The sequence below is a fragment of the Micromonospora sp. NPDC050495 genome, from assembly GCF_040655175.1.
Lineage (GTDB): Bacteria > Actinomycetota > Actinomycetes > Mycobacteriales > Micromonosporaceae > Micromonospora.
In genome coordinates this window covers 21443-33562 of the sequence record NZ_JBFAJK010000032.1, presented here as the reverse complement: position 1 = coordinate 33562, position 12120 = coordinate 21443, and the positions used below count along the sequence as shown (strand labels likewise).

Here is a 12120-nt window from a genome sequence, read left to right as displayed (position 1 = left end):
GGCAGGCCCCGTCGCACTCGCAGCGGGGCCTGCCGCCTTCCGGGACCGGCCGGCCGGGCCGTCATTCGTTCCACAAGGCTTCTTGTACATGCTTTCTTGTTCTTCTAGGCTGAGGCCGTGACCGAAGAAGAGCCCATCCTGCGGCTGAGCGACCCCCGCGCCATGCGGGCCCTCGCCCACCCCACCCGCCTACGCCTGCTCGGCGAGCTGCGGCTGCGCGGCCCGCAGACGGTCGGGACGCTCAGCGAGATCGTCGACGAGGCGGTCGGGTCCGTCAGCTACCACCTGGGCAAACTGGCCGAGCACGGGTTCGTGCGGGAGGCGCCCGAGCTGGCCCGCAACCGCCGGGAACGCTGGTGGCGGGCGGCGCACGCCCGCACCAACCTGGAACTGGTCGAGATGCTCGCCGACCCGGAGCGCAAGGCCGCCTCCGACCTGCTGCGCCGCGCCGTCCTGGACCGGTACGTCGAGCGGCTGCGCAGCTACCTCGACGCCGAGGCCACGCTCGACCCGGAGTGGGTACGCGGCACGGCCAACAGCGATTCCTGGCTGCACCTGACCAGCGAGGAACTGGTCGAGCTGCGGGCGGATCTGGAGGCGCTGGCCGCGCGCTGGCACGCCCGCAGCGACGCCGACCGGCCCGACGCCCGCACCGTCACCCTGATCTACCACGCCTTCCGGGACCCGCGATGACGGCGGCCGCACCGCGCCGCGCCCCCCTGGCCGGGCTGCTCGGCGCGCACGTGGTCTCGCTGACCGGCAACATGCTGACCCTGATCGCGCTGCCGCTCTACGTGCTGGCCGAGACGGGGTCCGCCGCGGCAACCGGGCTCACCGGCGCCTTCGCCACCGCCCCGGTCGTGCTCGGCGGCGCGTTCGGCGGCGTGCTCGTCGACCGGATCGGCTACCGCCGGGCCAGCGTGCTGGCCGATCTGGTCTCCGGCGTCACGGTCGCCGCCGTACCGCTGCTGCACGCCACGGTCGGCCTGCCGTTCCCGGCGCTGCTCGGCCTGGTCTTCGTCAGCGGCCTGCTCGACACCCCGGGCCAGACGGCCCGAAACGCGCTGCTGCCCGAGGCGGCGACCGCGGCCGGGGTGCCGATCGAGCGGGCGGTCGGCTGGTTCGAGGCCACCGAACGCGGCGCCCGGCTGATCGGCGCGCCGGTGGCCGGCCTGCTGGTCAGTCTGCTGGGCGCGCTGCCGGTGCTGGCCGTGGACGCGGCGACCTTCGCGGTGTCCGCGCTGATGGTGGCGATCCTGGTGCCGCGGAGCCTGCAAGCCGACGCCGCAGCGGAGGCCGGGTCGGGCGGCTACTGGCGGGACTTCGCCACCGGGCTGCGCTTCCTGCTCCGCGAGCCGCTGGTGCGCGCCGTGGTGCTGCTGATCCTGGTCACCAACCTCTTCGACGCGGCCAAGAGCAACGTGCTGCTGCCGGTGGTGGCCACCCGGGAGCTGGGCGGGGCGAGCGCGTTCGGCCTGCTGGTCGGCGCGATGGGCGGCGGCGCCCTGGTCGGCTCGCTGCTGTTCAGCGCGGTGGGGCACCGGCTGCCCCGGCGGGCCACCTTCGTCACCGCGTTCGCGGTGGCCGGCGCGCCGCCGTTCTGGGCGCTGGCCGCCGCCCCGCCGCTGCCGGTGGTGATGGCCGTCTTCGCGCTGGCCGGCCTCGCCGCCGGTGCGATCAATCCGCTGATCGGCGCCGTGAAACTCGAACGGATACCCGCGCACATGCGGGCCCGGGTCTTCGGGGTGGTCGGCGCGGGCGCCTGGGCGGCGATGCCGCTGGGGGCGCTCGGGGCCGGCGTGGCCGCCGAACGGTTCGGCACCACCGGGCCGCTGCTCGCCATCGGCGCCGTCTACCTGCTGGTGGTGCTCACCCCGCTGCTCGGCGGGCCGTGGCGGGACATGCGCCGGCCCGCGCCCGAGGGGCAACGCCCCGAGCGGACACCGGCGCCCGCCGCGCGGTGACGCTCGACGGGGCCGCCGGTCGGTCTCCCCGATCAGGGTGGGAACCGGGGAGACCGACCGGCGGGGGTCAGCGCGCGACGCGGACGAGCAGGGTGAACGCCCGGACCGGGTCGCCGCTGAGCTGGGCGTGCTCGGCGTCGGCGAGCAGGGCGGCCCAGTTCTCCGGCGCGTCGCCCCGGACCACCGCGTCCTGGGCGGCATCGCGGGCCACCGCGAGGACCGCGTCGACCAGTGCGCCGTTCCCGCGGTCGGCGCGCAGCTGCCCGCCCAGGCGGTCCAGGACCCGCGGCGCGTCGCGCAGCGAGCCGTCGGCGTGCCAGGCGCCCGGCGCGAGCGCCGCGCCCAGCTGGGGCCGGTCGGCGGCGAGCGCGGCGAGCCGGTCCCGGCCCCGGTCGGTACGCAGACCCCAGCCGAACGGGTACAGCGGCCGGTAGTCGGCGTCACCGACGTTGATCGGCACCTGCTCCTCGGCGCGCGGCCAGCTCACCGGCAGCCGGCCGGTGAACGGGCGGCGGCCGAAGAGCACGTCGGCCACGCCCGCGCCCTCGCTGCCCGGCAGCCAGGAGGCGACCAGCGCGTCGATCTCGGCGAGCTGGTCGGTGAGCACCTGGGGCCGGCCGGAGACGACCAGCACCACGCAGGTGGGCAGCGCCGCGCAGACCTTGTCGACGACCGCCCGGTCGGCCGGTTGCAGCCGCAGCGACTTCTCCTCCTGCTGCGGCACGCTGCACCAGCCGCACTCCGGGCCGCCGACGTCGCCGTAGCCCTCCGCGTACGGGGTCTCGCCGACCACCACCACGCCCACCTGGGCGTCGCCGGTGGGGGCGGAGGCGTCCGCGCTGTAGGTGACCTGGGCTCCCGGGGCGACCTGGCGGATGCCGTCCAGGATCGAGGTGCCGGGGATCGCGTCCGGGCCGGAGACGCCCTGCCAGGTGATCGTCCAGCCGCCGGCCTGGTTGCCCAGGTCGTCGGCGTTACGGCCGGCCAGGTAGATCGACGCGTCGGGGCGCAGCGGCAGGGCCCGTCCGCTGTTCTTGAGCAGCACCTGCGACTTGGCCACGGCCTCCCGGCCGAGCGCCCGGTGCGCCGCGCTGCCCACCTGGTCGACGTTGGCCGCCGAGGCGTACGGATTCTCGAAGAGGCCCAGCTCGAACTTCTTGGTGAGGATCCGGCGCACCGCGTCGTCGATCCGCGCCAGGCCGACCCGGCCGGCGTCGACCTCGGCCAGCAGCAGCTGCTCGAACTGCTCGGCGGTGTTGGGCTCCATGAACATGTCGCTGCCGGCGTTCACCCCGACCCGTACCTTGTAGGCGGTCAGCCCGGTGTTGGTCGGCTCGGCCGGGTCGGGGATCTGGTGGATGCCCTCCCAGTCGGTGATGACGAAGCCGTCGAAGCCCAGCCGGCCCTTGAGCTCGCCGGTGATCAGGTCCGGGTTGGCGTGCATCTTGATCGGGTTGCCGAGCCCGTCGGAGGTCCAGTCCACGCTGGAGAACGAGGGCATCGCGCTGCCCACGTCGTGGCGACGCACCGCCGGCGCGTACGGCGCCAGGTCGATCCGGGCGAAGCGGGCCTGGTCGGTGACGGTGACGCCCTGGTCGATCGGGTACTTCTGCTCCCACCACGGCTTGCCCTCGTTGGCGGCGGCGGTGGCCTCGTCGTAGTCGGTGTCGCCGTCACCGGCGAAGTGCTTGGCGGTGGCGAGCACCCGGTCGGCGTCGTCGAGCTGCCCGGACCGGCGGCCCTGCAGGCCGTCGATGACGCTCTCCATCGACACCACCAGGGCCGGGTCCTCGCCGAAGCTCTCGTAGCTGCGGCCCCACCGCTCGTCGCGGGACACGCAGAGGCAGGGCGCGAAGTTCCACGGGATGCCGGTGGCGCGCACCTCGGCGGCGGTGGCGTGCCCGATCCGCTCGACCAGCGCCGGGTCGCGGGTGGCGCCGAGGCCGACGTTGTGCGGGAAGATCGTCGCGCCGTAGACGTTGCCGTGGCCGTGCACGGCATCGATGCCGTAGATCAACGGGATCTGCAACCGGGTGCTCAGCGCCTGGGCCTGAAGCCCGTTGACCATCTCGACCCAGGCGGCCGGGGTGTTGGTGGCCGGGGTCGAGCCGCCGCCGGAGAGGACGGAGCCGAGCTGCCAGCGCGCGACCGCGGTGGGGTCGTCGGCGACGGCGGCCCGCTCGGCCTGGGTCATCTGGCCGACCTTCTCGGCCAGCGTCATCCGACCGAGCAGGTCGGCGACCCGCCGCGACACGGGCAGCCGGCGGTCCAGGTACGGCAGGCCGTGCGCGTCGACCACCACGGTGGGCCGGGCCGCGACGGTGGCCCCGGCGGCGGTGAGGGTGACCGGCACGGTCTCGGCGGTTTCCGGGATGCCGTCGGCGCGCACGGTGACGGCGAGCGAGCGGGTGGTCCCGGACGGGCTGCCGGCGGGGAAGGTGACCGCGCCGGAGTCGGCGGTGAAGTCGGCGCCGGCGGTGGCGGTGCCACCCCCGGCCGTCCAGCGCACGGTGACGGCCGCATCGAGGGGCCGTCCGTCGGAGGTGGACACCGCCAGGTCCACCGGTGCCCGGCTGCCCTCGGCCGCCGGGTACACCGACCGGCCGGTGCTGACGGTGACGGTCTGGGCGTCGGCCGCGGCCGCGGGTGGGGCCGGGAGCAGGGCCAACGCCAGCACGCCGACCCCGGCGAGCGTGGCGTACCTGGGCAGTCTCATCTGGTGCCTCCCCACGGGACCGGTCGCCCGGTACCCCGTCGGCCCGGTGCCGCCCTCGCCCCGCTACCGGATCCTTCCGAACGGCATCGCGTGACGTCAATATTACCGGCGGGTTCCGGAATGGTTCCCGCCGCCGAGGAAGCGCTCTCTTGACAGCCGTCGACTTCGTTCATAGCTTCATCGAAGTCTATCTTTATGGTTTGTTTACCGTTCGGGCGGCCGTCCCGCGGCCGGACGGGAACGCCACAACCGCAGGGAGGCATCCGTGCGCAGCATCCGCACCATCGCCGCCGTGGCCCTGGCGAGCCTGGGCCTGACGGTCGCGCTCACCGCCACCACCGGCAGTCCGGCCCTCGCCGGACCCGGGGCCGTGACCTGGTCCGACGACTTCATCGGCGCCGCCGGCGCCGCACCCGACGGGAGCAAGTGGCGCTATGACATCGGCGGCGGCGGTTGGGGCAACAACGAGTTGGAGTACTACACCAACAGCACCCGCAACGCCGCGCTCGACGGCAACGGCAACCTGGTGATCACCGCCCGCAAGGAGAATCCGAACGGCTACAACTGCTGGTACGGCAGCTGCCAGTACACCTCGGCCCGGCTGCTCACCAACGGCACCTTCGCCCAGGCGTACGGCCGGTTCGAGGCGCGCATCAAGATCCCGCGCGGGCAGGGACTCTGGCCGGCGTTCTGGATGCTCGGCAACGACATCGCCACCAACCCGTGGCCCAACAGCGGTGAGATCGACATCATGGAGAACGTCGGCAACCAGCCGTCCACCGTGTACGGCACGCTGCACGGCCCGGGTTACTCCGGCGGCAACGGCCTCGGCGGCTCCACCTCGCTGCCGAACGGCCAGGCCCTCGCCGACGCCTTCCACACCTACACCGTCGACTGGGCCCCCGACTCCATCACCTGGTATCTCGACGGGGTGGCGTACTCCCGCAAGACCCCGGCCGACGCGGGCAGCAACCGGTGGGTCTTCGACCACCCGTTCTTCATGATCATGAACGTCGCGGTCGGCGGCAACTGGCCCGGCTCGCCCGACGGCAGCACCACGTTCCCGCAGACCATGACGATCGACTACGTCCGGGTCCAGGCCTGGGACAGCGGCAGCGGCGGGGGCACCGGCGGCCCGATCACCGGGTACGGCAACAAGTGCGTCGACGTCGCCTCCGCGAGCACCGCCAACGGCACCGCCGTGCAGCTCTGGACCTGCAACGGCACCGCCGCCCAGCGGTGGACGTGGAACTCCGACGGCTCGGTGCGCGCGCTCGGCAAGTGCATGGACGTGGCCGGCGGGTCGACCGCCAACGGCGCGAAGGTGCAGCTCTACGACTGCAACGGCACCGGCGCCCAGCGGTGGACCTTCACGTCCGCCGGCGACATCGTGAACCCGCAGTCCAACAAGTGCCTGGACGCCACCGGGGTCAGCTCCGCCGACGGCACCCGGCTGCAGATCTGGGACTGCACCGGCGGCGCGAACCAGAAGTGGCGCCGCTGACCGCGCCCGCCGCGCAGACCGGCGCGTGCCGCCGGGGTGGACACCGTCCGCCCCGGCGGCACCGGGCCGGCCATCGCCGCAACCGGGAGCGTCACGCGGGTCAACCGCGCGGGCGCGCCCAGCCGACAAAGCGGTCGTACAGGGCGGCCGGCGGGACGTCACCGTGGTGGCCGGCGAGCTGCTCGGCCGCCTCGGCGGCACAGACCGCCAGGTAGATCAGCAGGTCGGTGCGGGCCTCGCGGTACTCGCCGAGGAGGCGCAGCTTCGCCGGCGAGCACGGCCAGGCGATCCCGCAGGCGCGGCAACGCCAGGTGGGACGCGACGGAGCGTGCTCCGGCCGCCGCCGGCTCATCGCAGCCTCAACGCCACGGCGCGGGCCTCCTCGTCGGTGAGCGGGAAGAACCAGAGGAACCGCCGTACGATCTCGGGCGGCTGCGGGCCGCCCGGACGGCCGCGCAGATCGCGGATCGCCCGGCGCGCCAGCCGGACGAACTCCGGCAGCAACTCGGCCCGGCGGGCGGCATCCGTCGGCGGATCCGTCCACGCCGGGCAGGGCCAGTCCTCGCCGCAGTCGTCGCAGGTCCAGCCCGGCGGCGCGGTCGTGTGCGCGGCGAACGTCCCGGCCCTGGCGACGGCCGGTCGTGGCGCGCCGCGTTCGTCCTCCGCCATGCCTCGCCCCTCTCGTTTCCCGCACCACCGGCAGTGCCGGCCGCAGTGACGCGCCGCCGGCAGCCCGCCGTCCACAGGGAAGCGTGCCGAGCGTTGCGGGACGATCACACTGCGTTGCACTATGGCGCTGGGATGTTCGGGACGTTCGAGAGGCACCGGGATGAACCACGCCGTCAAGGCCGCGATGGCCGAGGCCGGATACACCGCCGACAGCCTGGCCGCGCGGATCGGGGTCGACCCCAAGACGGCGGCCCGGTGGGCCAGCCACGGCCGGATACCGCAGACCCGGCACCGCGCCCGGGTCGCCGAACTGCTCGGCAAGGACGCGGCCGATCTGTGGCCGGATGCCCTCAAGCGCAAGGAGCCGGCCTGGTTCCGGCCCTGGGCCGACATCGAGCGAGAGGCGTCCGGACTGCGGTGGTACGAGTCGGCCGTGCTGCCCGGTCTGCTCCAGACCCCGGCCTACGCCCGCGCGGTCCTGACCAGCGGCCCGCTGAACGAGAACGCGGACGCCTACCTGGAGGCCCGGCTTCGCCGTCAGAGCGCCGTGTTCGATCGGGCACGGCCGCCGCTACTGGTCTTCGTCATCGACGAGGCGGCACTGCGTCGAGGCCCGGCCGAACTCATGCGCCCTCAACTGGATCACCTGATCGACCTTGCCCAGCGCCAGCATGTCATGGTGCATGTCCTTCCCCTACGGGCCGGGCTTCACCCGGGGCAGGCCGGGCCGTTCATCATCGCCACCACACCGGACGGCGAGGAGGTCGGTTACCTCGACGACCAGGCAGCCGGCCGGATCACGAATGACGTTGCACCGCTGTGGACCGTCTGGGATACCGTGAGGTCCGTTTCGCTGCCGCGAGACCAGACCATCGACTTCCTGGAAGCGCGATCATGGATGAGCTGACCGGCGCGCGATGGCGCACTAGCACCCGCAGCAGTTCCAATGGTGGTGCCTGCGTCGAGGTCGCCGACAACCTGCCCGGCGTCGTCGGCGTACGCGACTCGAAAGACCCGACGGGCCCGGTGCTCACCTTCGCCGCGCCGGCCTGGCGGGCCTTCGTGGCTCAGCTCGCCTCGCGGTCCTGACCGCCGGTTGCCCGGGTGGCGCGGAGGAAGCGGCCGCCCCACTCCTGGACGTGCGCGACGAACTCCGGCGGCCCCAGCACCTCGAAGTCGGCGCCCACGTTGCCCAGCGCCTGCGTCGGCCAGTCGAGCGAGGTCGAGGTCATGGTGAGCCGGCAGCGGTCCTGATCGACCGGTTCGACCGTGCCCCAACTGCCCACCGCCTGCCGCACCCGCGCGGCGGGCGCGTGCACCAGCGCCGTCACCGTGTACGGCGCCGGGGCCCCGCTCGCGGCCTGGACGAAGGTCACCGCGTCCTCGGCGGGCAGCGGGCGGGGCCGGAAGCGTGCGCCGGTGGCCGCCGGCCCACTCAGCCGGTCGAGCCGGAAGCTACGCCAGTCGTGCCGGCCCAGGTCGTAGGCGACCAGGTACCAACGGCCGCCGAGGGCGACCACGCGGTACGGCTCGACCTCGCGCTCGGTGGGTGCGGAACCCCGGGCCGTGTAGCCGAACCGCAGGCGCTCCTCGTCCCGGCAGGCCTGGGCGACCGCGGTGAGCACGTCTGCCGCGACGACCGGCCCGGCGGTGACGGCGGACAGGGTCATCGCCCGCAGGGTGTCCACCCTGGCCCGTAGCCGGGGCGGCAGGACCCGCACCACCTTGGTGAGGGCGCGCAGGGACGCCTCCTGCATTCCCGCGATCCCGCTTTGCGCCGCGTCGCCGACGCCGACGGCGAGGGCCACCGCCTCCTCATCGTCGAGCAGCAGCGGCGGCAGGACCGCGCCGGGCGCGAGCTGATAGCCGCCGTCGGTGCCCCGGGCGGCGCCGACCGGATAGCCGAGCTGGCGCAGCCGCTCGACGTCGCGGCGCAGCGTCCGCTCGGATACCCCGAGCCGACCGGCCAGTTCCGGGCCGGACCAGTGTCGGTGGGTCTGTAGCAGCGAGAGCAGCCTGAGGGTCCGCGAGCTGGTGTTCGCCATACCGACATCCTGCCTCGACTTCCGGTCAGGAACTGACCGCAAGCCTCTCTAGTGTCGATCACGACGGCCACACCCGAGGCAAGGACAAAAGATGATCACCCGTGAGATTCAGCTGACCGCCCAGGTCACCGGTAGCCCCACCCTCGACCACTTCACCGTCGCAAAGACCGAGGTGGACGGCGAGGTCCTGGTACGCACCGAGCAGATCGGCCTCGCCGCGACGTACCTGGAGTTGATGCGGGCCGACTGCGCCATCCCGGTGCCAGCCTGGCGGCCGGGGCAGCGGGTCGGGGTGGCCACGATCGGCACCGTCGTGCGCTCGGACAACCCCGACCTCAAGGTCGGCGACCTGGTCCAGTCGATGACCGGCTGGAGCGAGCACTCGGCCGGCCCGGCCGGCTCGTACGTCAAGCTCGACCGCACGCTGTTCGCCGACCCCGGCTACCACCTCGGCCAGGGACCGACCGCCTACCACGGGATGGCCGAGGTGGCGGCGGTCGGCGCGGGCGACGTCGTGTTCGTCTCCGGCGCGGCGGGCGGCGTCGGCTCACTGGCCGGACAGATCGCCCGGTGCCTGGGCGCCACCCGGGTGATCGGCAGCGCCGGCAGCCCGGCCAAGGTCGACTACCTGGTGCGCGAACTCGGCTACGACGCCGCCTTCGACTACCACGACGGCTCGACGGCCGACCGGCTGCGGGAACTCGCCCCCGAGGGCATCTCGGTCTTCTTCGACGTGGTGGGCGGTGAGCAGTACCAGGGGGCGTTGCAGGCGGCCCGGCCCGGCGCGCGCTTCGCGCTCTGCGGCTCGCTGTCCAGCCAGCTCGGCGGCGCGGCACAGCGCTTTCCGCAGCCCGACCCCGCGGCGGCCGAGGCCCGCGGCGTCGCATTGCTGCCCTTCTCCTGCCACCACACGCCCGCGCAGATCGCGGCCTGGCGGGAGCACTTCAGCACCTGGCTGGGCGAGGGCCGCTTCGTGTATCCGCAGACGGTGGTCGAGGGCGGGATCGAGGACGTGCCGCGGGCGTTCCTCGCCCTGCTGCGCGGTACCTACCGGGGCAACGTCTCGGTGCGGCTGTCGACACCCGTGAGCTGATCATCGCCGCCTCTTCCGCGCGAGCCTTCCGGGCAAGGCGGACGCCAGATCTGTGGCCGAGCCGTCGTCCCGGCCGGCCTGGGCATTGAGCGGCCGCAGCTCCGCCAAGCCTTCGAGGATGTCCCGGCGGTCGCCGGGGTCGGTGTCACGCAACGCCAACTCGACCAGCGCCTTGTCCCGGTCCGCATGGATCTTCTCGCGGATCAGGCGGCACGCCAGCGCACAGACGGCGGCTACAGAAGTGGCGACTCCGGCCCAGAGGCTCGGTTCGACGACCCCCATGTCCCCTACCCCTCACTCCGGTCGAGTGAGGCGCGCAGGCTCAGCTCGACCAGTACGCAATGACTGGTGTAGCCGAGGTCCTGTCGCCGACCGAGCAAGATCTCAGGTGGTACGGGTGCATCTCTGCATAGGGTTTAGCAAGGCAGTCGAGCGCCGAGTCGGCCGGCACTCCACCAAAATGTCGATATAGGTCGCTCGCATGGCTGACACCGTGCGAGGACAGCGAAATCCTAGCGGAGGCGTCGACACCCTGCACAAACATCGCGCCGATGTGGACTGACGCCCGGCTGGGGCCCACCTTCCGGTGAACGACCGGGTGCGCGGAAGCTGGTCCCTCGACACTGGGACGCTGCGGCTGGCCGCACCGGTTTGCTCCGCGAACAGATCACCGGCCCGGTCGGCCGGTGGCCACGGCATGATGAAGCGCATGACGCCCATCGCGCCGGAGCCCATCCGCACCGAGCGGCTGCTCCTCCTGCCGCTGCTCGTGGCGCATGCCGAGGAGATGGCCGCCGTGCTGGCCGACCCGCGGTTGCACGCCTTCATCGGCGGCTCCCCCGCCGACCCGGCGGCCCTTCGCGCCCGCTACGAACGGCTCGTCGCCGGTTCCCCCGACCCGGCCGTCTCCTGGGGCAACTGGGTGATCCGGCTTGCCGACGAGGAATGCCTGGTGGGCACGGTCCAGGCGACCGTCACCGGCCCGGCCGACGGGCGCACCGCGGAGATCGCCTGGGTGGTGGGGACGCCGTGGCAGGGGCGGGGCATCGCCACCGAGGCGACCCGCGCGCTGATCGCCTGGCTCCAGCGGCACGGGGTACGCACCGTGATCGCCCACATCCACCCGGACCACCGGGCGTCCGCCGCCGTCGCCACCGCCGCCGGCCTCACCCCCACCGACGTCCGGCACGAGGGCGAGATCCGCTGGGTACGGACCGCCGGCGGCTGACCCGTAGCCTGGCGCCATGACGGAAGTTCTGCGGTACGCCGCCTTCACCACCGACCCGGCGGCGGGCAACCCGGCCGGGGTCGTCCTCGACGCCGGCGCCCTCACCGAGCCGCAGATGCAGGCCATCGCGGCCGACATCGGCTACTCCGAGACGGCGTTCCTCACCGCCACCGGCCCCGGCGAGTACGACGTCCGCTACTTCAGCCCGCAGGCCGAGGTGCCGTTCTGCGGCCACGCGACCATCGCGTCGGCCGTCGCGGTCGCGGAGCGGGGCGGGACCGGCGAGCTGACCTTCCGGACCCGTGCCGGCACGGTCCCGGTGGCGACCGCCCGGGACGCCGACGGGCGGCCGACCGCCACGTTGACCAGCGTCGCGCCCGCCGACGCGCCGGTGCCGCCGGACGACCTTGCCGAGGCGCTCGCCGCCCTGGGCTGGGCCGCCGGCGACCTCGACCCGGCGCTGCCGCCCGCCGTCGCGTACGCGGGCGCCCACCACCTGGTCCTCGGCGCGGGCACCCGGCAGCGGCTGGCCGCGCTGGACTACGACTTCGACCGGTTGCGCGAGCTGATGCTGCGCCGGGACTGGACCACGGTGGCGCTGGTCTGGCGCGCCTCCGGCACCGAGTTCCACGTCCGCAACCCGTTCCCGGTCGGCGGCGTCGTCGAGGACCCGGCGACCGGGGCGGCCGCCGCCGCGTTCGGCGGCTACCTGCGTACCCGGGGGCTGGTCGAACCGCCGGTGACCCTGCGCCTGCACCAGGGCGCCGACCTGGGCCGGCCCGGGCTGCTGGTGGTCGACGTGCCGGCCACCGGCGGCATCCGGGTGACCGGGACGGCCGTGGTCATGCCGCCGGTCGAGGGCTGAACGCGCCGGGGCCCGGCTCCCACGGGAGAGCCGGGC

At 73.8% G+C, this 12120-nt stretch carries 13 protein-coding genes; 8 read left to right on the top strand and 5 right to left on the bottom strand.

The window, feature by feature from the left end; all coding sequences use genetic code 11:
• Positions 1-117: 117 nt before the first annotated feature.
• On the top strand, positions 118-693 hold the full coding sequence (locus AB0I11_RS25080) for a helix-turn-helix domain-containing protein (RefSeq protein ID WP_357325217.1): 576 nt from the start codon (positions 118-120) through the stop codon (positions 691-693).
• Positions 690-1964, top strand: a complete 1275-nt coding sequence (locus AB0I11_RS25075) for an MFS transporter (RefSeq protein WP_357325214.1) — start codon at positions 690-692, stop codon at positions 1962-1964. Before AB0I11_RS25080 ends, AB0I11_RS25075 begins: the two co-directional genes overlap by 4 nt.
• 67 nt (positions 1965-2031) lie before the next feature.
• On the opposite strand, the gene AB0I11_RS25070 is transcribed toward AB0I11_RS25075, so the two are convergent.
• On the bottom strand, positions 2032-4680 hold the full coding sequence (locus AB0I11_RS25070; protein ID WP_357325211.1) for a glycoside hydrolase family 3 protein: 2649 nt from the start codon (positions 4678-4680) through the stop codon (positions 2032-2034).
• A 265-nt stretch (positions 4681-4945) separates the two neighbouring features.
• On the opposite strand from AB0I11_RS25070, the gene AB0I11_RS25065 reads away from it, so the two are divergent.
• On the top strand, positions 4946-6184 hold the full coding sequence (locus tag AB0I11_RS25065) for a family 16 glycosylhydrolase (protein ID WP_357325209.1): 1239 nt from the start codon (positions 4946-4948) through the stop codon (positions 6182-6184).
• Positions 6185-6284: 100 nt separating this feature from the next.
• On the opposite strand, the gene AB0I11_RS25060 is transcribed toward AB0I11_RS25065, so the two are convergent.
• Positions 6285-6536 carry a flavin reductase gene (locus tag AB0I11_RS25060; protein ID WP_357325206.1) on the bottom strand — a complete coding sequence of 84 codons (252 nt, stop codon included), beginning with the start codon at positions 6534-6536 and terminating at the stop codon, positions 6285-6287.
• Complete coding sequence (locus AB0I11_RS25055) at positions 6533-6853, bottom strand: hypothetical protein (protein WP_357325203.1); 321 nt, start codon at positions 6851-6853, stop codon at positions 6533-6535. Before AB0I11_RS25055 ends, AB0I11_RS25060 begins: the two co-directional genes overlap by 4 nt.
• Before the next feature lie 160 nt (positions 6854-7013).
• Between AB0I11_RS25055 and AB0I11_RS25050 the strand changes: the two genes are divergently transcribed.
• Positions 7014-7760 carry a helix-turn-helix transcriptional regulator gene (locus tag AB0I11_RS25050; protein ID WP_357325200.1) on the top strand — a complete coding sequence of 249 codons (747 nt, stop codon included), beginning with the start codon at positions 7014-7016 and terminating at the stop codon, positions 7758-7760.
• Positions 7748-7942 carry a DUF397 domain-containing protein gene (locus AB0I11_RS25045; protein WP_357325197.1) on the top strand — a complete coding sequence of 65 codons (195 nt, stop codon included), beginning with the start codon at positions 7748-7750 and terminating at the stop codon, positions 7940-7942. Before AB0I11_RS25050 ends, AB0I11_RS25045 begins: the two co-directional genes overlap by 13 nt.
• Here the strand turns inward: AB0I11_RS25045 and AB0I11_RS25040 are convergent.
• Positions 7921-8898: a YafY family protein gene (locus AB0I11_RS25040; protein WP_357325194.1), complete on the bottom strand. Its 978-nt coding sequence runs from the start codon at positions 8896-8898 to the stop codon at positions 7921-7923. The genes AB0I11_RS25045 and AB0I11_RS25040 overlap by 22 nt on opposite strands.
• Before the next feature lie 91 nt (positions 8899-8989).
• On the opposite strand from AB0I11_RS25040, the gene AB0I11_RS25035 reads away from it, so the two are divergent.
• Entirely contained in the window at positions 8990-9991 is a 1002-nt protein-coding gene (locus AB0I11_RS25035; RefSeq protein WP_357325191.1) for an NADP-dependent oxidoreductase, read from the top strand.
• Here the strand turns inward: AB0I11_RS25035 and AB0I11_RS25030 are convergent, their stop codons facing one another.
• A complete protein-coding gene (locus AB0I11_RS25030) occupies positions 9992-10273 on the bottom strand; it encodes a hypothetical protein (protein WP_357325186.1) in 282 nt (93 codons plus the stop codon).
• 427 nt (positions 10274-10700) lie between these two features.
• On the opposite strand from AB0I11_RS25030, the gene AB0I11_RS25025 reads away from it, so the two are divergent.
• Both AB0I11_RS25025 and AB0I11_RS25020 read left to right on the top strand, forming a co-directional pair.
• Complete coding sequence (locus AB0I11_RS25025; RefSeq protein ID WP_357325183.1) at positions 10701-11219, top strand: GNAT family N-acetyltransferase; 519 nt, start codon at positions 10701-10703, stop codon at positions 11217-11219.
• A gap of 16 nt (positions 11220-11235) precedes the next feature.
• Positions 11236-12084: a PhzF family phenazine biosynthesis isomerase gene (locus AB0I11_RS25020; protein WP_357325180.1), complete on the top strand. Its 849-nt coding sequence runs from the start codon at positions 11236-11238 to the stop codon at positions 12082-12084.
• Positions 12085-12120 lie beyond the last annotated feature (36 nt).